The 19,715-nt window shown below is 58.3% G+C and carries 19 protein-coding genes; 13 read left to right on the top strand and 6 right to left on the bottom strand.

The features are described 5' to 3' along the window. Positions 1 to 163: 163 nt before the first annotated feature. Complete coding sequence (locus AC1MDT_RS28070; protein WP_480419924.1) at positions 164 to 2,359, top strand: hypothetical protein; 2,196 nt, start codon at positions 164 to 166, stop codon at positions 2,357 to 2,359. A 280-nt stretch (positions 2,360 to 2,639) separates the two neighbouring features. Here AC1MDT_RS28070 and AC1MDT_RS28065 read toward each other — a convergent pair whose 3' ends face one another. After that, positions 2,640 to 2,945: a DUF2288 domain-containing protein gene (locus AC1MDT_RS28065; protein WP_480419923.1), complete on the bottom strand. Its 306-nt coding sequence runs from the start codon at positions 2,943 to 2,945 to the stop codon at positions 2,640 to 2,642. Positions 2,946 to 3,284: 339 nt separating this feature from the next. Between AC1MDT_RS28065 and AC1MDT_RS28060 the strand changes: the two genes are divergently transcribed. The 5 genes from AC1MDT_RS28060 (at position 3,285) to AC1MDT_RS28040 (ending at position 8,287) form a co-directional block, all read left to right on the top strand. Further along, positions 3,285 to 4,412, top strand: coding sequence for a branched-chain amino acid ABC transporter substrate-binding protein (locus AC1MDT_RS28060; RefSeq protein ID WP_480419922.1), 1,128 nt, complete (start codon positions 3,285 to 3,287; stop codon positions 4,410 to 4,412). 232 nt (positions 4,413 to 4,644) lie between these two features. Further along, positions 4,645 to 5,568, top strand: a complete 924-nt coding sequence (gene livH / locus AC1MDT_RS28055; protein WP_201114158.1) for a high-affinity branched-chain amino acid ABC transporter permease LivH — start codon at positions 4,645 to 4,647, stop codon at positions 5,566 to 5,568. After that, a complete protein-coding gene (locus AC1MDT_RS28050; protein WP_480419921.1) occupies positions 5,565 to 6,821 on the top strand; it encodes a high-affinity branched-chain amino acid ABC transporter permease LivM in 1,257 nt (418 codons plus the stop codon). The genes livH and AC1MDT_RS28050 overlap by 4 nt, the downstream gene beginning before the upstream one ends. Continuing rightward, positions 6,818 to 7,585: a high-affinity branched-chain amino acid ABC transporter ATP-binding protein LivG gene (gene livG / locus AC1MDT_RS28045; RefSeq protein WP_480419920.1), complete on the top strand. Its 768-nt coding sequence runs from the start codon at positions 6,818 to 6,820 to the stop codon at positions 7,583 to 7,585. The genes AC1MDT_RS28050 and livG overlap by 4 nt, the downstream gene beginning before the upstream one ends. After that, positions 7,586 to 8,287 carry an ABC transporter ATP-binding protein gene (locus AC1MDT_RS28040; RefSeq protein ID WP_201114164.1) on the top strand — a complete coding sequence of 234 codons (702 nt, stop codon included), beginning with the start codon at positions 7,586 to 7,588 and terminating at the stop codon, positions 8,285 to 8,287. A 197-nt stretch (positions 8,288 to 8,484) separates the two neighbouring features. Here the strand turns inward: AC1MDT_RS28040 and AC1MDT_RS28035 are convergent, their stop codons facing one another. Further along, positions 8,485 to 9,393 carry a LysR family transcriptional regulator gene (locus tag AC1MDT_RS28035; RefSeq protein ID WP_480419919.1) on the bottom strand — a complete coding sequence of 303 codons (909 nt, stop codon included), beginning with the start codon at positions 9,391 to 9,393 and terminating at the stop codon, positions 8,485 to 8,487. Positions 9,394 to 9,497: 104 nt separating this feature from the next. On the opposite strand from AC1MDT_RS28035, the gene AC1MDT_RS28030 reads away from it, so the two are divergent. The 3 genes from AC1MDT_RS28030 (at position 9,498) to AC1MDT_RS28020 (ending at position 12,676) form a co-directional block, all read left to right on the top strand. Further along, the gene (locus AC1MDT_RS28030; RefSeq protein WP_480419918.1) at positions 9,498 to 10,097 is read left to right on the top strand and encodes a short chain dehydrogenase; all 600 of its coding nucleotides are present in this window, start codon (positions 9,498 to 9,500) and stop codon (positions 10,095 to 10,097) included. Positions 10,098 to 10,313: 216 nt separating this feature from the next. Then, positions 10,314 to 10,967 carry a COG3650 family protein gene (locus AC1MDT_RS28025; RefSeq protein ID WP_480419917.1) on the top strand — a complete coding sequence of 218 codons (654 nt, stop codon included), beginning with the start codon at positions 10,314 to 10,316 and terminating at the stop codon, positions 10,965 to 10,967. A 95-nt stretch (positions 10,968 to 11,062) separates the two neighbouring features. Then, positions 11,063 to 12,676, top strand: coding sequence for an NAD(P)/FAD-dependent oxidoreductase (locus AC1MDT_RS28020; RefSeq protein ID WP_480419916.1), 1,614 nt, complete (start codon positions 11,063 to 11,065; stop codon positions 12,674 to 12,676). 138 nt (positions 12,677 to 12,814) lie between these two features. On the opposite strand, the gene AC1MDT_RS28015 is transcribed toward AC1MDT_RS28020, so the two are convergent. Then, positions 12,815 to 13,909: a PLP-dependent cysteine synthase family protein gene (locus tag AC1MDT_RS28015; protein ID WP_480419915.1), complete on the bottom strand. Its 1,095-nt coding sequence runs from the start codon at positions 13,907 to 13,909 to the stop codon at positions 12,815 to 12,817. A gap of 247 nt (positions 13,910 to 14,156) precedes the next feature. Between AC1MDT_RS28015 and nhaA the strand changes: the two genes are divergently transcribed. The 3 genes from nhaA to AC1MDT_RS28000 all read left to right on the top strand — a co-directional run bounded on the left by nhaA (position 14,157) and on the right by AC1MDT_RS28000 (position 16,903). Further along, positions 14,157 to 15,344: a Na+/H+ antiporter NhaA gene (gene nhaA, locus AC1MDT_RS28010; protein WP_480419914.1), complete on the top strand. Its 1,188-nt coding sequence runs from the start codon at positions 14,157 to 14,159 to the stop codon at positions 15,342 to 15,344. A 122-nt stretch (positions 15,345 to 15,466) separates the two neighbouring features. Continuing rightward, positions 15,467 to 16,639, top strand: coding sequence for an S-type pyocin domain-containing protein (locus AC1MDT_RS28005; RefSeq protein WP_480419913.1), 1,173 nt, complete (start codon positions 15,467 to 15,469; stop codon positions 16,637 to 16,639). 15 nt (positions 16,640 to 16,654) lie between these two features. After that, positions 16,655 to 16,903: a pyocin S6 family toxin immunity protein gene (locus tag AC1MDT_RS28000; protein ID WP_480419912.1), complete on the top strand. Its 249-nt coding sequence runs from the start codon at positions 16,655 to 16,657 to the stop codon at positions 16,901 to 16,903. An 87-nt stretch (positions 16,904 to 16,990) separates the two neighbouring features. Here the strand turns inward: AC1MDT_RS28000 and AC1MDT_RS27995 are convergent, their stop codons facing one another. After that, the gene (locus tag AC1MDT_RS27995; RefSeq protein ID WP_480419911.1) at positions 16,991 to 17,455 is read right to left on the bottom strand and encodes an outer membrane lipoprotein; all 465 of its coding nucleotides are present in this window, start codon (positions 17,453 to 17,455) and stop codon (positions 16,991 to 16,993) included. 167 nt (positions 17,456 to 17,622) lie between these two features. Between AC1MDT_RS27995 and AC1MDT_RS27990 the strand changes: the two genes are divergently transcribed. Beyond that, on the top strand, positions 17,623 to 17,859 hold the full coding sequence (locus AC1MDT_RS27990) for a hypothetical protein (RefSeq protein WP_480419910.1): 237 nt from the start codon (positions 17,623 to 17,625) through the stop codon (positions 17,857 to 17,859). Between the two features lie 5 nt (positions 17,860 to 17,864). Here the strand turns inward: AC1MDT_RS27990 and pdxH are convergent, their stop codons facing one another. Continuing rightward, positions 17,865 to 18,512, bottom strand: a complete 648-nt coding sequence (pdxH, locus tag AC1MDT_RS27985; RefSeq protein ID WP_480419909.1) for a pyridoxamine 5'-phosphate oxidase — start codon at positions 18,510 to 18,512, stop codon at positions 17,865 to 17,867. 26 nt (positions 18,513 to 18,538) lie between these two features. Next, positions 18,539 to 19,633 carry an OmpA family protein gene (locus AC1MDT_RS27980; protein ID WP_480419908.1) on the bottom strand — a complete coding sequence of 365 codons (1,095 nt, stop codon included), beginning with the start codon at positions 19,631 to 19,633 and terminating at the stop codon, positions 18,539 to 18,541. Positions 19,634 to 19,715: the final 82 nt, after the last annotated feature.

Raw genomic sequence — 19,715 nt, 5'->3', positions numbered from 1 at the left:
GCCGATTCATCATGACTAAGGAAAGGATTCCCCCTAGCGATGCTCAGGCAACCGCCCTGACGCTTGGGCCAAATACGCGCTGAAAAAAGACGCGAGACCCCATTCCGTGAAAGTTCGACGACACTTTGTCGCCGAGCCAATCAGCCCAGGTACATGGCGCCCAATGACTTCTAAAAATAATCCGGCCACTGCGGTTTCCGATCTGACACTGAGCCCAGCGGCGAACAGCCCCTCATCGTCAAAGCCATTGATCCCGTCACGTCCGTTGGCAACTCAGCAGTATCTGTACTTCACCGAAACCAACACCGACCGCATCCTCGATAACCTCGACGGCCTGCGTGACATGGTGTTCCCGCGCCCACCGCATCTGGAAGGCGACAGCGAACAGCACAGTGATCAGGAATTCCCGTCGGTGTGCCTGATCGGTCTCGGCCGATGCGGTTCGAACATCGCGCTGGACGTTGCGGAGCTGGTGTACAACGCCCGCAAGTTCTACCTCAACGAATTCAATAACGAAGACCGCCTGTCGCCAGACAAACGCTACGCAGAAAAGGGCTACAGCCCGGCACAATGGATTCGTAACAACCTGCGCCTGGGCACCAACAAGAGCACCAAACCGGTGTTCCTGGTGGAACCGCTGGTGATGCTCGGCGACCTGGACAAAGACATCGCCGGGCGCATCCGCTTCTCGCGCAAAGGCGAAAAGAGCGGCTTTCTGCGCGACTACAGCAAAATGAAAATCATGGACTTGTCGGAAGTCCACGCCGGTGGCGCCGGTAACGCGCCGATCCTGGGTCAGTACCTTGCCAAGATCATCCTGAATAAGGACACCCAGCGTTTCTCCAGCCCTGACTGGAAGATGATTCACTCGTACCTGATCGACAGCTGCGGCATCAAGGCCAACCAGTCGCGCCTGTATTTCTCGATTTTCAGTGCCGGTGGCGGTACCGGTTCGGGCATGGCCTCGGAATTCGGCCTGGCCCAGCAGCACTCGTACATGAACAAGACGTTCGACACCAAGCCGATGGACGAACATGACAGCAAAAGCGGTCATTCCTTTGTCTTCGAGCCGATCTTCACCAGCGGTATCTGCGTACTGCCGAACATTTCCGATCACCGCAGTGAAATGTCCGAAGCACTGCACATCAACGCCGGTCGCTTGCTGTGCAAATACCTGTCGGAAGAGTGGGACTTTTCCTACAACTTCGACAACGAAGACAGCAGCGAAGCCAGCGTCATGGGCCGTATCCGCCCCTGGAACGCGATGATGCTGATCTCCAACGACATCATGCGTTACGCCGAAGAAAGTGATGACGGCAACATCCAGAACATCGACGTCAACGCGATGGAAAAGCACGCCAACCAGTACATCTCGCAGCAGATCTTCAACATTCTGACGGCGCAGGCGGTAACCACTGACTACGACCAGAACTATTTCCGTCGCGCCGGCATCGACATCGGCGAAACCATCCGCCTGGACGCCAACGACCTGTTCATGAGTCTGGCCGGTCCGGTGGCCATTGCCTACGCCGAGTCCGTGGTGCCGGAAACCCCGCCGCCGAGCAACGACAAATTCAAGGTGTTCGACAAAGAACCGCAGCGTTTAAACATCGACGACCTGTTCTTCCGCTCCATCGACCTGCCGCACTTCAACAAGGTCACTCAGGCAATCGAAGGCATCAGCTTGTTGCCCATCGAGTCCAAGCGCTATCGCGCCTCGCTGGAGCAGTACAAGAACTCCGGCTATGACGCGGCCGCATTGCACGACCTGCATTTCTTCAAGAATTGCTCGTCCGTTGTATCGATCGTTTCGCTGCCGAAGGACTACAAGCTGTCCTACATGGACCTGAACCGGTTGAAGACTCACCTCAACAGCCTGTTCCCGAACACCACGCTCAAGCGCTATGCACTGGTGATCGGGGCGTCGGCCAACCTGTCGTTGACCACGTTGATCGCCAAGAGCCCGTGCCTGTCGGATGACTTCCTGACGCTGATCGTGGCGTTCATCAAGCGTTGCTTTGCGAAAAACCCGTACCGTTTCGATGAAACCCTGGACAATTCGATCCTGGACTTCGTCATCAACGAAGAATTCGACGAAGACCGGATCGACGACCTGCTGAACGAATTCGAGAATCCGGCGAAGATCCTCGACACCAACTGGTACGCGATCAAACCGATGTACGAGAAGAAGTACCGCGAGCTGATCAATGACAAGGACAAGTTTGTCTCGATCAACGACATTCGCTTGTCGCGGGACTGCGTGAAGAAGGCGATCAAGTATCTGCGCGAGATTTACCGTCACCGGATTGGCAAGACCAAGGTTATTTCGCTTAACAACCACACCGGTAAAACCGCTTAGTCAGCGGCGCCCCCAATCGCGAGCAGGCTCGCTCCCACAAGTTCATCACCGAACCCTGTGGGAGCGAGCCTGCTCGCGAAGGCGGCATCAGAACCACCGCAAATCCCAACATCCAGAAACAATTAAGCAGCCATCAGGCTGCTGAATAAACTGTTCCCGTTACGCGCACGTCACCCTCGCCAAGACCCTTCTGTGGCCTTTCTCTACGGCAACATGCCATCACGCTACTCGGCTACACACTTTTCCTCAAAAGAGCTGCGCACCAAACAGGTGCAAAGCCTCAGCTCGTCGCCCTTTCCTGGATCAGAATCCACGGCGAAACGACCACGGCCCACAGCTGCGGATCACGTTCGAAAAGATCCAGCGCCCGCGTTTCAGACAGCTTGGCGAGGTTGTCGGCAGCCAGCCAGGCAGCCACTTTCTCGCCGTCATCGGTCGCCACCGCTTCAGCCGCTGCGATCAAATCCAGACCGGGGTCGACCCACAATAGGGCACCCTTGGCGAAGAAGGGCTCCAGCTCTTTCCACGTAATAGATGCGGTTTCACCAAGCAGCTTGGCATAGAGGGTGCTAGGTTCTTGAGTCATGGGTCCTGTCCGGAAAAGAAATCGACGTCATCATAACGTTGGTGGTCTGGCAGAAAAACCCGGATGCAATTGAGTTAGTGACTGAAAAGAGCAGGAAAGCCAAGGATTGCTGTTAATTCAGCTTTAACCCCCGCCGCCATTCTGTCTTTTTCTTTCAAAAAAGCGACACCTTCGGGATTTGCCCCCCGGCGCTGCCTTCCCAGGCTGACAATCGGCGCTCTACACTGTACCGGTACAGTTGCCGGGGGCATTTTCCGGAGGATATCCGAAGATATTTGATCCGGTTCTGCTGCTACGGCGCCAGGACTATAAAAACTACAACAGTAAGAGTGGAGCACTATGACTAAGGCTACTAAGCAGATTTCCAAACTGTTTGCCGCTATGGTTCTGGCCGGGGTTGCCAGCCATTCGTTCGCAGCTGACACCATCAAGATCGGCATCGCCGGCCCTAAAACCGGTCCTGTAGCCCAATACGGCGACATGCAGTTCAGTGGCGCCAAAATGGCCATCGAACAGATCAACGCCAAAGGCGGCGTAGACGGCAAGAAACTCGAAGCCGTTGAATACGATGACGCCTGTGATCCAAAACAAGCGGTAGCGGTCGCGAACAAAGTCGTCAACGACGGCGTCAAGTTCGTGGTTGGCCACCTGTGCTCCAGCTCCACCCAACCGGCTTCGGACATCTACGAAGACGAAGGCGTGATCATGATCACCCCGGCTGCCACCAGCCCGGACATCACCAACCGTGGTTACAAAATGGTGTTCCGCACCATCGGTCTGGACAGCGCCCAGGGCCCTGCCGCCGGTAACTACATCGCCGATCACGTCAAACCGAAAATCGTTGCTGTCCTGCACGACAAACAGCAATACGGTGAAGGCATCGCCACCGCCGTGAAGAAAACCCTGGAAAGCAAAGGCGTCAAGGTTGCCGTTTTCGAAGGCATCAATGCCGGCGACAAAGACTTCTCTTCGATGATCTCCAAGCTCAAGCAAGCCAACGTCGACTTCGTCTACTACGGCGGCTACCACCCAGAGCTGGGTCTGATCCTGCGTCAATCCCAGGAAAAAGGCTTGAAAGCCAAGTTCATGGGTCCGGAAGGCGTGGGTAACGACTCCATTTCGCAGATCGCCAAAGAGGCTTCCGAAGGCTTGCTGGTAACCCTGCCGAAATCCTTCGACCAGGATCCGGCGAACATTGCCCTGGCTGACGCGTTCAAGGCGAAGAAAGAAGACCCGAGCGGTCCGTTCGTGTTCCCGGCCTACTCGGCTGTGGAAGTGATCGCCGACGGCATCACTGCCGCCAAGAGCGAAGACCCTGCAAAAGTGGCTGCTGCCATCCACGCAGGCACCTTCAAGACTCCAACTGGCGACCTGAGCTTCGACGCCAAGGGCGACCTGAAAGACTTCAAATTCGTGGTTTACGAGTGGCACTTCGGCAAACCTAAAACTGAAGTTTCGCCTCAGTAAGGCGTAGCCTGACTGACTGCCAATAAAGCCCACGGCGTGCCGTGGGCTTTGTTTTACGAACGTATAGGGCCGCGCTGGCGTGATCCGCCAGTCTCCCCACCTGAAAATCTCAAAACCGTCATCAGCGGTTCGCTGGCAAACCTCGAATTCGAAGTGGATACAGTTCCATGGGGCTCGAGCGGGAAAATGACTCCACCAGTGAAATGCGTATCAGGTTTTTAGGAGCGCTGTAATGCCTGACATCTATCACTTCTTCCAGCAGCTGGTTAATGGTTTGACCATTGGCAGCACGTATGCCCTGATCGCCATCGGCTATACGATGGTTTACGGCATCATTGGAATGATCAACTTCGCCCACGGCGAGGTGTACATGATTGGTTCCTACGTGGCGTTCATCGCCATCGCGGGCCTGTCCATGATGGGACTCGACAGCGTTCCGCTGTTGATGACCGCCGCTTTCCTCGCAACTATCGTCGTCACCAGTGCCTACGGCTACAGCATCGAACGGATCGCCTACCGCCCCTTGCGCGGCAGCAACCGTCTGATCCCGCTGATTTCCGCCATCGGCATGTCGATCTTCCTGCAGAACACGGTTCTGCTGGCGCAAGACTCCAAGGACAAATCCATCCCCAACCTGATCCCTGGCAACTTCGCCATTGGGCCAGGTGGTGCACAAGAAGTGCTGATTTCCTACATGCAAATCGTGGTGTTCGTGGTGACCCTGGTCGCCATGCTCGGCCTGACGCTGTTCATCTCCCGCTCTCGCCTGGGTCGCGCCTGCCGCGCCTGTGCCGAAGACATCAAGATGGCCAACCTGCTGGGTATCAACACCAACAACATCATCGCCCTGACCTTCGTCATCGGTGCCGCACTGGCGGCCATCGCGGCCGTGCTGCTGAGCATGCAATACGGCGTGATCAACCCGAACGCCGGTTTCCTGGTCGGCCTCAAGGCCTTCACCGCAGCGGTATTGGGCGGTATCGGCAGTATTCCCGGCGCCATGCTCGGCGGGATTGTACTTGGGGTGGCGGAAGCCTTCGGTGCCGATATCTTCGGCGACCAGTACAAGGACGTCGTGGCATTCGGCCTCTTGGTCCTGGTGTTGTTGTTCCGGCCTACCGGCCTGCTGGGCCGTCCGGAGGTTGAAAAAGTATGACTAAGAATCTTAAACAGGCGTTGTTCAGCGCTTTGCTGGTGTGGGCGGTTGCCTACCCGGTACTCGGCCTGAAACTGACCATTGTCGGCATTAACCTCGAAGTCCATGGCACCAGCAATACAACGCTGATCACCATCGCCGTGTGCTCGGTGCTGATGTTCTTGCGGGTGCTGTTCGACCAGAAGATCAGCGCGGCCTGGAAATCCTCGCCCAGCATGCCGTCCATGCCGGCCAAGGCCAGTAATTTCCTGACCCTGCCGACCACCCAGCGCTGGATCATCATTGCGCTGATCGTCGGCGCCCTGGTCTGGCCGTTCTTTGGCTCTCGCGGTGCGGTGGATATCGCCACGCTGGTACTGATCTACGTGATGCTCGGCCTGGGCCTGAACATCGTGGTCGGTCTGGCCGGCTTGCTCGACCTCGGTTACGTCGGCTTCTATGCCGTCGGCGCCTACAGCTATGCGCTGCTGTCGCACTACTACGGTTTGAGCTTCTGGATCTGCCTGCCAATCGCCGGGATGATGGCGGCCACCTTCGGCTTCCTGCTCGGCTTCCCGGTACTGCGCTTGCGCGGTGACTACCTGGCGATCGTGACGTTGGGCTTCGGTGAAATCATCCGCCTGTTCCTGCGTAACCTGACCGGCCTCACAGGTGGTCCGAACGGCATCAGCAACATTCCCAAGCCCACGCTTTTCGGGCTGAGCTTCGATAAAACTGCCGCAGAAGGTCTGCAGACCTTCCACGAGTACTTCGGTCTGGCCTACAACCCGGTGAACAAGGTGATCTTCCTTTACCTGATCGCGGTGTTGTTGTCGTTGTTCGCGCTGTTCGTCATCAACCGCTTGCTGCGCATGCCACTGGGTCGTGCCTGGGAAGCACTGCGTGAAGACGAAATCGCCTGCCGTGCGCTGGGTCTCAACCCTACGGTCATCAAGCTTTCAGCCTTCACCCTCGGTGCCTGCTTCGCCGGTTTCGCCGGCAGTTTCTTCGCCGCGCGCCAGGGGCTGGTGACACCAGAGTCGTTCACCTTCATCGAGTCGGCGACCATCCTCGCCATCGTGGTGCTGGGCGGCATGGGCTCGCAACTGGGCGTCGTACTGGCGGCCACGGTGATGATCCTGTTGCCGGAAATGATGCGTGAGTTCAGTGAATACCGCATGTTGATGTTCGGCGCCTTGATGGTGCTGATGATGATCTGGCGTCCTCAGGGTCTGCTGCCCATGCAACGTCCTCACATGGAGCTGCGCAAATGAGCCGCGAGATCCTTAAAGTTGAAAATCTGAGCATGCGCTTCGGTGGTTTGCTGGCGGTCAACGGCGTGGCCCTGACCGTGAAAGAAAAACAGGTAGTGGCGCTGATCGGGCCAAACGGCGCGGGCAAGACGACCGTGTTCAACTGCCTGACCGGTTTCTACCAGCCGAGCGGCGGCAGCATCCTGCTCGATGGCGAGTCCATCGAGGGCCTGCCCGGCCACAAGATCGCCCTCAAAGGCGTGGTGCGCACCTTCCAGAACGTGCGGTTGTTCAAGGACATGACGGCGGTCGAGAACCTCTTGATCGCTCAGCATCGTCACCTGAACACTAACTTCCTGGCGGGTCTGTTCAAGACCCCCGCGTTCCGTAAAAGCGAGCGCGAGGCCATGGAGTTCGCCGAGTACTGGCTGGACAAGGTCAACCTCAAGGCGTTCGCCAACCGCCCGGCTGGCACCTTGGCCTACGGTCAGCAACGTCGCCTGGAAATCGCTCGCTGCATGATGACCCGTCCGCGGATCCTTATGCTCGACGAACCGGCCGCCGGTCTGAACCCGAAGGAAACCGAAGACCTGAAGGCGCTGATCAGCATGTTGCGTGAAGAGCACAACGTCACCGTGCTGCTGATCGAACACGACATGAAACTGGTCATGAGCATTTCCGACCATATCGTCGTGATCAACCAGGGCACGCCTCTGGCCAACGGGACACCGGAGCAGATCCGCGAGAATCCTGAAGTGATCAAAGCCTATCTGGGGGAAGCGTAAATGCTGCAATTCGAAAACGTTTCCACCTTCTACGGCAAGATCCAGGCGCTGCACAGCGTCAACGTAGAGATTCGCCAAGGCGAAATCGTGACCCTGATCGGTGCCAACGGCGCGGGCAAATCCACCTTGCTGATGACGCTCTGCGGTTCGCCGCAAGCCCACAGCGGTAGCATCCGCTACATGGGTGAAGAGCTCGTGGGCCAGACCTCGGCGCAGATCATGCGCAAGAGCATCGCCGTGGTTCCGGAAGGTCGTCGGGTGTTCGCCCGTCTGACCGTGGAAGAGAACCTCGCCATGGGCGGGTTCTTCACCGACAAGGGCGATTATCAGGAGCAGATGGACAAGGTTCTCGGACTTTTCCCACGTCTGAAAGAACGCTTCGCCCAGCGCGGCGGCACCATGTCCGGCGGCGAACAGCAAATGCTCGCCATCGGCCGTGCACTGATGAGCAAACCCAAGCTGCTGCTGCTCGACGAGCCGTCACTGGGCTTGGCACCGATCATCATCCAGCAGATCTTCGACATCATCGAACAACTGCGCAAGGACGGTGTGACGGTGTTCCTGGTAGAGCAAAACGCCAACCAGGCGCTGAAAATTGCCGACCGCGCGTACGTTCTGGAGAACGGCCGCGTAGTAATGACAGGCACTGGTGAAGCCCTGCTGACCGATCCGAAAGTGCGTGAAGCGTACCTTGGTGGCTAAGCCATTGCGGTAAACAAAAAACGGCCTTCGGGCCGTTTTTTTTTATGCCTGCCACACACCCCAAAACAACGCAGTTCCCCTGTAGGAGCGAGCTTGCTCGCGATGGTCTTCAACGATAACGCTGCAAGCCTGACAACCCCGGGTGTTCTCAGCTTCATCGCGAGCAAGCTCGCTCCTACAAGGGTTAAGCAGATCAGTTAAAGCCGATCCAGCGCCTCGCCACTGCGCTTGAACCAGCCAATCAGGTAGTCCGCCAGCACCTGCGTGCGCTTGGGTAATCCCCCCTGATACGGATGCACCAGGTACATCGGCATGCGGCGGGTCTGATAGTCGCGCAAGAGCAAACGTAAACGCCCGTCAGCCAATTCCGTTTGCAGCAGGTAAGACGGCAGACGCGCGATCCCGGCCCCAGCCAGTGCTGCTTTTTTCAGCAGACTGTAATGGTTGCTGGCGAACGGTCCCGACACCCGAACCCGCAACAACTCGTGTTGCTGGTGATAGAGCCACTCTTCGCGGCCGCTGTAATGACTGTTGAGCAGACAGCGGTGTTCCGCGAGGGCCTGCGGCGTCAACGGCTCACCGTATTGCTCAAGGTAGCCCGGGCTGGCGCAGGTCATCTCGTGCCAGGCCAATAGGGGCCGGGCCACTAGACGCTCGTCATTGCCTACGTCGGAGCGAACTGCCAGATCGAAACCATCGCGGGACAAGTCACGATAGTTGTTGCTGAGGTCGAGCTCGATCTGCACGTCGGGGTACTTGTGGGAAAACTCCAGCAACAAGCCATCGAAGAAGGTTTCCCCCAACGATACCGGAACCGTCATACGCACTGGCCCCGCCATATCGTCCTTCAACCGCGCCAATGCCTGACGCGCTCGTTCTACCTGGACGACCAGCGCCTGGGCTTGCGGCAGCAACGCCGCACCCGCCGCCGTCAAACTCAAGCGTCGCGTGGTGCGTTGCAACAAAACCACGGAAAACCGCGTTTCCAGCAGGCTGATGCGCTTGGACAATTGTCCTTTGCTACAGCCCAGTTGCTGCGCAGCCAAGGTAAAACTTCCCGCTTCGATCAGTACCGCAAACGCCGCCAGATCATCCATCTCGCTCATGGATTGTTTCCATTTGAAAACCAAAGGTTGCCCATTAGCGCGCTTATCAGCAGAAAAAACCACTCTAAACTGAAGCCTCACTCACCCGTTCGAGGATCAGCACAATGAAAATTCTTTTGATAGGCGCAGGCGGCACCATTGGTTCGGCGGTCGACAAAGAGTTGTCGGAGCGTCACGAGATCATCCGCATCGGCCGCACCAGCGGCGATTTCCATGTGGATATCAGCGACAGCGCCTCGATTCGCAAACTGTTCGAACAAACCGGCAAGTTCGATGCGCTGGTGTGCGCCGCGGGCAACGTGACCTTCGCGCCGTTGAACGAGATGACTGAAGACAGCTTTGCACTGGGCCTGAAAGACAAGCTGATGGGGCAGGTCAACCTGCTGCTGATCGGCCGTGAATTTGCTAATGACGGTGCCTCGTTCACCTTCACCACTGGCGTGCTGAGTCACGACCCGATTCGCAGCGGCGCCTCGGCAGCACTGGTCAACGGTGCACTGGACAGCTTCGTTCGTTCGGCGGCCATCGAATTGCCTCGTGGGCTGCGCGTCAACTCGGTCAGCCCTACCGTGCTGGTAGAAGCCATGGGCAGCTACGCGCCGTACTTCCGCGGCTACAAACCGGTTCCCGCAGCGGATGTAGCGCTGGCCTACGCCAAAAGCGTAGAAGGTCTGCAGACAGGTCAGACCTTCCACGTCGGTTAATCCGACACATTCCGTAGGAGCGAGCTTGCTCCGGGCGGCGTTCCGACGAAGGACGTTAACGATGACTGGGCTGTCTGGATGAACGCGGCGCCTTCACGTTTTTCGCGAGCAAGCTCGCTCCTACAGGTTTATCGACGTACATAAATCAAAAGTCGGCGGGGTTGTGATGAACGGTCAGGCTGCGTAACGTGGCGGCACTTGTCTGGAGAGCCAAAGATGCGTGTTGCCCGTTCCTTAGTCCTTGTTGCCGTGTTTCCACTGTTCGCCGCCTGCCAGTTACTGGATGGCCCACGTGAAAATGCGTCCCACGTGGGTCAGACCCGCATGCAGGGCCAGTTGACGGCGGCGGACGGAAAATTGCTGTTTCAGCCCTGCCATGAACAGCGCAGCTACGTCGTCAATGACTCCGGCGGCACCAGCGTCTTGCAAGAGGCCGCCACCCTGGCCGATCACCAAGGCAAGCTTTTTGCCGACGTGCGCGGGCGCATTGTCGATAGCCGTCTGGACCTTGAGCAGCTGTACCGCGTCGAGCGCTCCGGCACCGCGTGCGACGATCCCAATTTCAAACTGTTGATCCTGCGTGCCGCCGGCCACTCGCCGGAATGGAACGTCAAGGTCAGTGGCAAAGGCATGGTCATCGACCGCGCCGGCCAACCGCCGTTGGCCGTGCCGTACGTTGAAGAGCGGTTGGGTGATGGGCGTTTCAATCTCAGTACCGAAGCCAATGATCAGCACATCGAACTGTGGGTCGCGCCGCAACGTTGCGTCGACAGCAAAACCGGCAGCGTTCAGCACATGAGCGCCGAACTGCGCATCAATGGCCAGGTTCAGCGTGGCTGCGGGTATTTCGGCGGATCGCGGGACGACTGATCGTTTTAGCCTCACTGGAATCATCCGTTGAGGCTTATAATCGCGGTCTTCAAACGCCTTGGCGCAGTTGTGCGCCCCGCGAACCGGATCCTGTCATGTTACGAATCACCGAACTCAAGCTGCCGATCGACCATCCCGAGGAAGACCTGCGCCCTGCCATTGTGCAGCGCCTGGGCATCGCCAGTGATGACCTGCTCGATTTCACCTTGTTCAAGCGCAGCTACGATGCGCGCAAAAAATCCTCCGAACTGTGCTTCATCTACACCATCGACCTCACTGCCAAGAATGAGGCGGCGTTGCTGCACACGTTCGCCGATGACCGTAACGTCAACGTGGCGCCGGATGTCAGCTACAAAGTGGTCGGCCACGCACCGGCCGATCTGGAGCAACGCCCTGTCGTCGTAGGCTTTGGACCTTGCGGGATTTTCGCCGGGCTGCTGCTGGCGCAAATGGGCTTCAAGCCGATCATTCTCGAGCGCGGCACTGAAGTGCGCCAGCGCACCAAAGACACCTGGGGCCTGTGGCGCAAAAGCGTGCTCAATCCCGAGTCCAACGTGCAGTTCGGTGAAGGCGGAGCGGGAACATTCTCTGACGGCAAACTTTACAGCCAGATCAAAGACCCGAAGTTCATCGGCCGCAAAGTCCTCCACGAGTTTGTCAAAGCCGGCGCGCCGGAAGAAATCCTCTACGTCAGCAAGCCTCACATCGGTACGTTCCGTTTGACCGGCGTAGTGGAAAACATGCGGGAGCAGATTCGTGCCCTGGGTGGCGAAGTCCGCTTTCAACAGCGCGTTACCGATGTGCTGATCGAGGACGGCCAATTGGTTGGCGTCGAACTCAACGGCGGCGAGCAGATTCATTCGAAACACGTGATTCTGGCCCTCGGCCATAGCGCCCGGGACACCTTCCGCATGCTCCACGGCCGTGGCGTATTCATGGAAGCCAAGCCATTCTCGGTGGGTTTCCGCATCGAACACCCCCAGTCGCTGATCGACCGTGCACGTCTGGGCAAATACGCCGGCCACCCGAAACTCGGCGCTGCCGACTATAAGCTGGTGCACCACGCCAAGAACGGGCGTTCGGTCTACAGCTTCTGCATGTGCCCCGGTGGCACCGTGGTGGCGGCGACTTCCGAGCCGAACCGGGTCGTGACCAACGGCATGAGCCAGTACTCGCGTAATGAGCGTAACGCCAACTCGGGTATCGTCGTCGGGATTACCCCGGAAGTCGATTACCCGGGCGGCCCACTGGCGGGTATCGAGTTGCAGGAACGTCTGGAGTCCCACGCGTTTGTGCTGGGCGGCAGCAACTACCAAGCCCCGGCGCAACTGGTCGGTGACTTCATTGCAGGCACGCCATCCACCGAGCTGGGCAGTGTTGAACCGTCCTACAAACCAGGTGTTGCTTTGGGTGATTTGGCGCTGGCTTTGCCAGCATTCGCGATCGAAGCCATTCGCGAAGCCTTGCCGGCATTTGAGAAGCAGATTCGCGGTTACTCGCTGCACGATGCGGTGTTGACCGGGATCGAGACCCGAACGTCGTCACCGCTGCGGATTACCCGCAACGAATCGATGCAGAGTTTGAACGTGAAGGGCTTGTTCCCGGCGGGTGAAGGTGCGGGTTATGCAGGCGGGATTCTGTCGGCCGGTGTGGACGGGATTCGGATTGCGGAAGCCGTGGCGCGCGACATCCTCGGCCTGGAAGCCTGACACGCGGTCATTGAAGCCAAGCAACGGTGGGAGCGAGCCTGCTCGCGAAAACGGTAGATCAGTCGACATCTTTGTTGAATGTCTATCCGCTTTCGCGAGCAGGCTCGCTCCCACCTGGGTTCTTCAGCGTCTGCGGGATCAGATGTTGGCGCGCAACACGGTGGCTGGGAGCGGCTCGCCGCGCTCTACACTCGCTGCAACAACATCCATCAACCCACTCAACTCATACCCCTGAGCCTTGAGCCAAGCCTGATTGTAATAACTGGTCTCATAGCGCTCGCCCCCATCGCACAGAATCGCCACGATCGACCCCACCTCCCCCGCCACCGCCATTTGCTGAGCCGCCATCAAGGCGCCGATCAGGTTGGTCCCGCTCGATCCGCCAACGCGCCGCCCCAAATGCTGCGCCAGGTAGTGCATGGCCGCCAGCGACAGCGCGTCCGGCACCTTGATCATCGCGTCGATCACCTTGGGCAGAAACGACGCCTCCACCCGAGGCCGACCAATGCCTTCAATTCGCGAACCGTGGTCCAGACGCAGGCTGGCATCGCCGGTCTGGTAGTAATCAAAGAACACCGAACGCTCGGCATCGGCGCACAGCACACGGGTGCAATGCTGGCGATAACGCACGTAACGACCGAGCGTCGCAGTGGTGCCGCCGGTGCCGGGGCTGGAAATCAGCCAGCTCGGCTCAGGGTGCTGCTCGAAACGCATCTGATGGAAGATCGATTCGGCGATGTTGTTGTTCGCCCGCCAGTCCGTGGCACGTTCGGCGTAAGTGAACTGATCAATGAAGTGCCCATCGTGCTCCCGGGCCAGGCGCTCGGATTCGGCGTAGATCTGCGTCGGATCATCCACCAGATGGCTGTTGCCGCCGTAAAACGCGATCTGCGCAATTTTTTCTTTGGATGTGGTGGCCGGCATCACCGCGATGAACGGCAAGCCCAGCAAACGGGCGAAGTACGCCTCGGAAATCGCCGTCGAACCGCTGGACGCTTCAATGACCGGTGCACCGGGTTTGAGCCAGCCGTTACACAGCGCATAGAGAAACAGCGAGCGAGCCAAACGGTGTTTCAGGCTGCCGGTAGGGTGGCTGGATTCATCCTTGAAATACAACTCGATGCCGGGAAAGCCTGGCAGCGGCAAGGGGATCAGGTGGGTATCGGCGCTACGCTGGAAGTCGGCCTCGATAATCCGGATGGCTTCGCGGGCCCACTGTCGGTTGTCGCTCATGGTGGTGATCTCGTTGAATCAGGCAAGAGTCGGCCTTATCGAAAGGCTCAACCCACAGCTTAGGAAAAATCCAGCATCGCGCACAGGTACAGCTAGGCTTCAATACGCTTGGCATCTGCCAGGCTCAGGCCCGTGGGATCATCGGTCTTGTAACGACATATAACAAAAAAGAATATAACTTTTGTTTTAACAACTAACGGTACGGGTTACGGTGTGCCACCTTTTGATTAATCGATGGAGAGCGACCTTGCCTCTGCGTAGCACTTTCACACGTTTCTTTCAGTTGGAAGCTGCGAGCGGTCTGTTATTGATTGCCGCCGCGGCCCTGGCTTTGATCATCAACAATTCCCCGCTGTCATGGCTCTACAGCAGCTTCCTGGACACCCCGGTGGTGGCGCAGATCGGTGCGCTGCAAATCGCCAAACCGGCGTTGCTGTGGATCAACGACGGCCTGATGGCGATGTTCTTTCTTCTGATCGGTCTGGAAGTGAAGCGCGAAGTCCTCGACGGTCAGCTGTCGAAACCTTCGCAGGTCGTCCTGCCTGGCGCAGCGGCGATTGGCGGCATGGTCGTGCCAGCGTTGGTTTACTGGTTTTTCAACCGTGATAACCCCGCCGCCCTCGGTGGCTGGGCCATTCCGATGGCCACTGATATCGCCTTCGCCCTCGGCGTCCTCGCCCTGCTGGGCAAGCGCGTGCCGGTGTCGCTGAAGCTGTTTTTGATGACCCTCGCAATCATCGACGACCTGGGTGCCATCATCGTCATCGCCATTTTCTACTCAGGCACGCTTTCAACACTTTCGCTGGCCTTGGCCGGGGCGTGCATCGTGGCGTTAATCGCGATGAACCGGCTCGGCGTGGTCAAGCTCGGCCCGTACATGATCATCGGTTTGATCCTCTGGGTGTGCGTGCTCAAAAGCGGTGTCCACGCGACACTGGCCGGTGTCACCCTGGCCTTTTGCATTCCGCTGCGCACGAAAAACGCCGAGCCCTCGCCCCTGCTGAGCCTCGAACACGCCCTGCACCCATGGGTGGCATTCGGCATTTTGCCATTGTTCGCCTTTGCCAACGCCGGCCTGTCCTTGAGCGGCGTGACCCTCGAAAACTTCACCCACCACGTCCCCATGGGCATCGCCGTTGGCCTGCTGCTGGGCAAAACACTCGGCGTGTTCGGGCTGACCTGGCTGGCCGTGAAAATCGGCATTGCCGCCCTGCCCCAGAGTGCCAATTGGGGCCACGTACTGGGCGTGTCGATCCTTTGCGGGATTGGCTTCACCATGAGCCTGTTTGTTGGCTCCCTGGCGTTCGAGCCCGGTGTCAGTGATTACGCCGGGATGGATCGAATGGGGATTTTGACCGGTTCGATACTGGCAGCGTTGATTGGATATGCGGTCATGGCGGCAGCCAGTCGCAAGAGCACTGCGCTGCAATCCTGAGTGATAGAGAACACTCTTAGCGACATTCAGGATTCGTCCTACAGCCACGATTAGCCACGTTCGTTAACGTCGCACAGCCCTTTTTCCCAAGGGCTGTCGACGTACGAACGCAAGGAAGATCCGTGGCTGGCAACAAGGAAGTCCCCAGGGTTAAAAACCCGCCGTCCGGCGACGGACATCACGTCACTCACCGCTTCATGACAGCCACCGAACTGGCTGAGCGCGAAGCCCGACAAAACGCCTACGACGCCATGCTCACCAGGCAAGATGCCTTCGAGCGCGGCCGTCAGGTCCTGGCAGAAAAGCAAAAGCCCATTCAAGCCGGATGTGTCTTCGCCAAGTCCTGCAAACTGCCGGACGCCATCATTGATTACTCGAGCCCTTCGGGGATGGTGCCCACCGACCGCCTCAAGGACTACGGTGAAATTGCCTGGCTCGGCGCTCGCGAAGCAGACGATAGCGGTCTGCTGAATCTGCAAACAATCAGCGGCACGACTGTATCGCTCGGCATAGGCCGTCTTGCACTGCGCTTCCCGGCTCAGGCCATACCGGTCGCAACACTCGGCGCTGCAGGAACCACGGCACTGGCGGGCCTGGCCGCCATATTCTGGGTGCCCAGCCTGGGCGATAGCGCCCTCTACACCGAAGACCAGCTCCGAGCCCTGAAGCAAGCCCGTACGCGAGTTCGACTAAGCGTCGAGCAACAGGCTGACGGCAGTCTCAAGGGTTACGGTTTCTACACCGGCAAGCACCGCGATTGGGAAATGGTCGATGTCGTGCAGTTCACCTTGCGCGGCAGCCAACAGGTGGCGGACCTCGGTGACGGCATTGAACTGATCTGGACGCCCGCGGAGGATGGCTCCGACATCCTCGGCATCCCCAAACTGGAAGCCGCCCCACAAGCACCGCACATCTGGGTTTACCCACCGACGAAAGCGGCTGACGGCATCATCGTGAACCCGCTCTACCCGCCTGAGTACAAGGACTTCATTCTTGTGTTTCCGGCGAATTCTGGTGTGCAGCCGTTATACGTGGTGGTGGCAAGACCTATCAGTGGTGACCACAGTTATCATCCTCCGCCAAAAATTCTGCCGGCGTTCCCCGATGCTTCCCCTGTTCAGACTAAAGGGAATCGAAAACGCTGGGAAAGTAAGAAGCGCATTTATGAATGGGATTACCAACATGGCGCCGTCGAAGTGTACAACTGGGCGGGTGATCACTTAGGGGAATTTGATGCAAACACTGGCGAACAGACCAGAAAAGCAAAACCTAAAAGAAGTACATCAACGAAATGACGATGAGGACAAAGAATGATATTTATCTCCATCACTGGATTTTTCCCCGAGCCAAATCCCGACAATTCATTGCAATATGAAAAGGATGTGCCGCTAACCTTGGAGACGGCGGTGCTGGAGGTTATGGGCTGGTCAAACTTGAGGGATGTGCCCATGGGTGAGCACCAACTTTCTCCCGATCAATCCAGGGTAATTATGGGCTTGGTGGGTGATCCCTTAAAAGAGGATCTGGTGTACTACATGGGGCTTTGTAGCCAAGACTAACGATGTTGAACCAGTTTGCCGAAAGCACAGACACAAAAAACCCCGACCAGTCACCTGATCGGGGTTTTCTTTTACCCGTTTTCCCGCTTAGTGCGAAACGCGGCTAGTCCCATTCACCGTGGCAATCCGCACACGCTCGCCAACACGGAACACTTCGTTTTGCTGAACCTGTTGCACGTAGGCGCGCATGCTGCCGTCGTCTTCGCGCACGGTGATTTCCACGCCCTGGGTGCGGGTCAGGCCTTCTTCGGCTGCAGAACCTACCAGGCCGCCGGCGACTGCGCCGATGACTGCAGCCACGACGCTGCCTTTACCGCCACCGATGGAGCTACCGCCGACACCGCCCACGACGGCGCCAGCCGCGGCGCCGATTGGAGTTTTGGTGCCTTCGATTTTGACCGGGCGCAAGGCTTCGATGGTGCCCATGCGAACGGTCTGAACGCGACGCGCTTCGTCACGGGAGTAGGAGTCACCGGTCAGGCTTGATTGGCAGCCAGTGAGCAACATCGCCATCGTGGAAAAGGAAGCAACCAGCAGAACAGACTTACGCATAGCATCAACTCCAAAGGACAGGTATTCATTAAACTCCGCAGCTTGACGCCTGTCACGGCGTCGCCCGGATAAAAGTGTTTCGATTCAGGCCCGGTACAGGCGCCGCCACGAACTCGGCACACAGTAGCGGCAAATTTCGCAATCTGCGCCACTGCGTAAGGATTCTCATGGATTATTTTATCATTGTCGTCACCACTGTCGCCGGTCTGTACTTCCACGGGTGGCTGTACGTACGGATCAAACGCTGGATGGACCGCGACCTGGCGTTAGCCCTTGCCGGTGAAGACGAACACAAAAAAGCGTTCATGCTCCAGCAGTTGGCGAACGCTCAAGCGCAGAAAATCAAGCGTCGGGACCTGTCACAGTGGCTGAAGGCCGCTGCGACAGGCTATCCCGGTCGGTAGACTGCTTAGGGTGCCAGACGTTCAAGTGTCCAGTCGGCGCCCTGTAGGCGGTAGTTGAGACGGTCGTGCAGACGGCTCGGACGGCCCTGCCAGAACTCGACACGCTCAGGTAACAAACGATAACCGCCCCAATGCTCCGGGCAATGTGGCTGGGTATCGCTGAAACGTTGCTCGGTGTTCTTGAGCAGCGCTTCAAGTTCACCACGATCGGCGATCACCCGGCTTTGAGGCGAAGCCCAGGCACCGAGACGGCTGCCCAGAGGCCGGACCTGGTAATAAGCGTCGGACTCCTCGGGCGTTACCTTCACCACCCGACCTTCGATGCGCACCTGGCGCTCCAGGGTCGGCCAGAAAAAGGTCATGGCCGCGAACGGATTCGCTGCCAGATGCTCGCCCTTGGCGCTGTCGTAGTTGGTGAAGAACGTGAAGCCCTGCTCGTCCAGGCCTTTGAGCAACAGGATACGGCAATGCGGCCGACCGTCCTGATCGACAGTGGCCAAGGTCATGGCATTCGCCTCCACCGGCGCCTGTTCGGTTTTCACCGCGTCGGCAAACCATCGATGGAACAGCGCAAATGGCTCGGCCGGGGCTTGCGCCTCGGTCAGGCCATCACGGGTGTAATCGCGGCGCATATCAGCCAGGGCCTTGGTCATGTGTGGCATTCCTTTGGGTTAACGAATCACTGCTTGTCGGTGTCAGCAGCGACGGCGGGTTTCTTCGAGTCGTCAGTGGCTTTGGCCGGAGCAACCTTTTTCGCCGGAGTCGCATTTTTAGCAGGTGCCTTCTTGGCCGCGGTTTTTTTGGCCGGGGCTTTTTTCGCAGCCGGTACAGCCGCTTTTTTCTCGGCTGGCGCAGGCGTAACAGGCGCGACCGCTGGCTTGACATCCTGCGCCGCGACCATGCGAATCGGCGCCGGGGCTGGCATGTTGTATTTGCTCAGCAAGGCGACCATGGTGTTTTGCGGGGTCACCAGCAGTTCGACGCGGCGGTTCAAGGCTCGGCCTTCAACACTGTCGTTGGCTGCACGCGGTGCGTCACCGCCCAGGCCACGCAGCATCAGGCGATCACGCTGCAGGCCGCTGAGACGGAAGATCGAAGCCACGGATTGTGCACGCTCCTGACTCAATTGCACGTTGGCCGGCGCGTCACCGGAGGTGTCGCTGTGACCGAGGACCAGCACGGCCGTTTTCGGATCGGCTTCAAGGATTTTCGCGACGCGAGTGAATGGACCAAGCGTCACCGGCAGCAACATGGCTGGACGTTTAGGGTTGAACGAGCCGTCTACCGGCGCAATGACCACCAGTACGTTGTCACGGCGTTCGAGTTGCAGTTTGCTGTCCTTGATCGCTTCGCGCAGGCGCGGCTCGTAGTCGTCGAGCCAGGCCTGGGTTACTTTAGGGTCAGGCATCGGCACCGCCGCTTGCGCTGGGACAATGGATTGGTCTTTATCGCCGAACGGCCAGTACCATTTGCCACCTGCGTCAGCCTTGGCCACTTCCACGGGTTTGGCTTCAGGTTTTACCTCTGGTTTTTTGTCGAGAACTTCATCGGCGCCGAACGGCCAGTACCAAGGGCTGGTACTCTCGGTCTTGGCCACTGGCGCAGTGACGGCAGGCTTCAGGGGTGCCGGGGCGGGTGCAGGGTCTTTAACCGCCACCTTGTCGGAGGATCCGAACGGCCACCAACTGCCGCCGTCTGCGTCATTTTTTGGAGTTTGTGCGCAACCGGTGATAGCGAAGCACAGTGCCAAAGCGAGGGTTGGTTTGGTTGACATTGGATATCCACAAAAAAATCAATAAATGAAAAATCAGGCCGGGTGGGCCCCGCATAACCTATTGGTTTGAATCCGAAAAGGT

This window comes from Pseudomonas sp. ASL7, from assembly GCF_056680375.1.
This window is presented reverse-complemented; position numbering and strand designations above follow the sequence as displayed.

Excerpts from the sequence above, each read along its gene's own strand:
- AC1MDT_RS27990 (WP_480419910.1), top strand. The coding sequence starts at position 17,623 with ATGGATTATTTTATCATTGTCGTCACCACTGTCGCCGGTCTGTACTTC.
- AC1MDT_RS27995 (WP_480419911.1), bottom strand. The coding sequence starts at position 17,455 with ATGCGTAAGTCTGTTCTGCTGGTTGCTTCCTTTTCCACGATGGCGATG.
- AC1MDT_RS28060 (WP_480419922.1), top strand. The coding sequence starts at position 3,285 with ATGACTAAGGCTACTAAGCAGATTTCCAAACTGTTTGCCGCTATGGTT.
- AC1MDT_RS28070 (WP_480419924.1), top strand. The coding sequence starts at position 164 with ATGACTTCTAAAAATAATCCGGCCACTGCGGTTTCCGATCTGACACTG.
- livG (WP_480419920.1), top strand. The coding sequence starts at position 6,818 with ATGAGCCGCGAGATCCTTAAAGTTGAAAATCTGAGCATGCGCTTCGGT.
- AC1MDT_RS28025 (WP_480419917.1), top strand. The coding sequence starts at position 10,314 with ATGCGTGTTGCCCGTTCCTTAGTCCTTGTTGCCGTGTTTCCACTGTTC.
- AC1MDT_RS28035 (WP_480419919.1), bottom strand. The coding sequence starts at position 9,393 with ATGAGCGAGATGGATGATCTGGCGGCGTTTGCGGTACTGATCGAAGCG.
- AC1MDT_RS28065 (WP_480419923.1), bottom strand. The coding sequence starts at position 2,945 with ATGACTCAAGAACCTAGCACCCTCTATGCCAAGCTGCTTGGTGAAACC.
- livH (WP_201114158.1), top strand. The coding sequence starts at position 4,645 with ATGCCTGACATCTATCACTTCTTCCAGCAGCTGGTTAATGGTTTGACC.
- AC1MDT_RS28020 (WP_480419916.1), top strand. The coding sequence starts at position 11,063 with ATGTTACGAATCACCGAACTCAAGCTGCCGATCGACCATCCCGAGGAA.
- AC1MDT_RS27980 (WP_480419908.1), bottom strand. The coding sequence starts at position 19,633 with ATGTCAACCAAACCAACCCTCGCTTTGGCACTGTGCTTCGCTATCACC.
- pdxH (WP_480419909.1), bottom strand. The coding sequence starts at position 18,512 with ATGACCAAGGCCCTGGCTGATATGCGCCGCGATTACACCCGTGATGGC.
- AC1MDT_RS28000 (WP_480419912.1), top strand. The coding sequence starts at position 16,655 with ATGATATTTATCTCCATCACTGGATTTTTCCCCGAGCCAAATCCCGAC.
- AC1MDT_RS28040 (WP_201114164.1), top strand. The coding sequence starts at position 7,586 with ATGCTGCAATTCGAAAACGTTTCCACCTTCTACGGCAAGATCCAGGCG.
- AC1MDT_RS28015 (WP_480419915.1), bottom strand. The coding sequence starts at position 13,909 with ATGAGCGACAACCGACAGTGGGCCCGCGAAGCCATCCGGATTATCGAG.
- AC1MDT_RS28050 (WP_480419921.1), top strand. The coding sequence starts at position 5,565 with ATGACTAAGAATCTTAAACAGGCGTTGTTCAGCGCTTTGCTGGTGTGG.
- AC1MDT_RS28030 (WP_480419918.1), top strand. The coding sequence starts at position 9,498 with ATGAAAATTCTTTTGATAGGCGCAGGCGGCACCATTGGTTCGGCGGTC.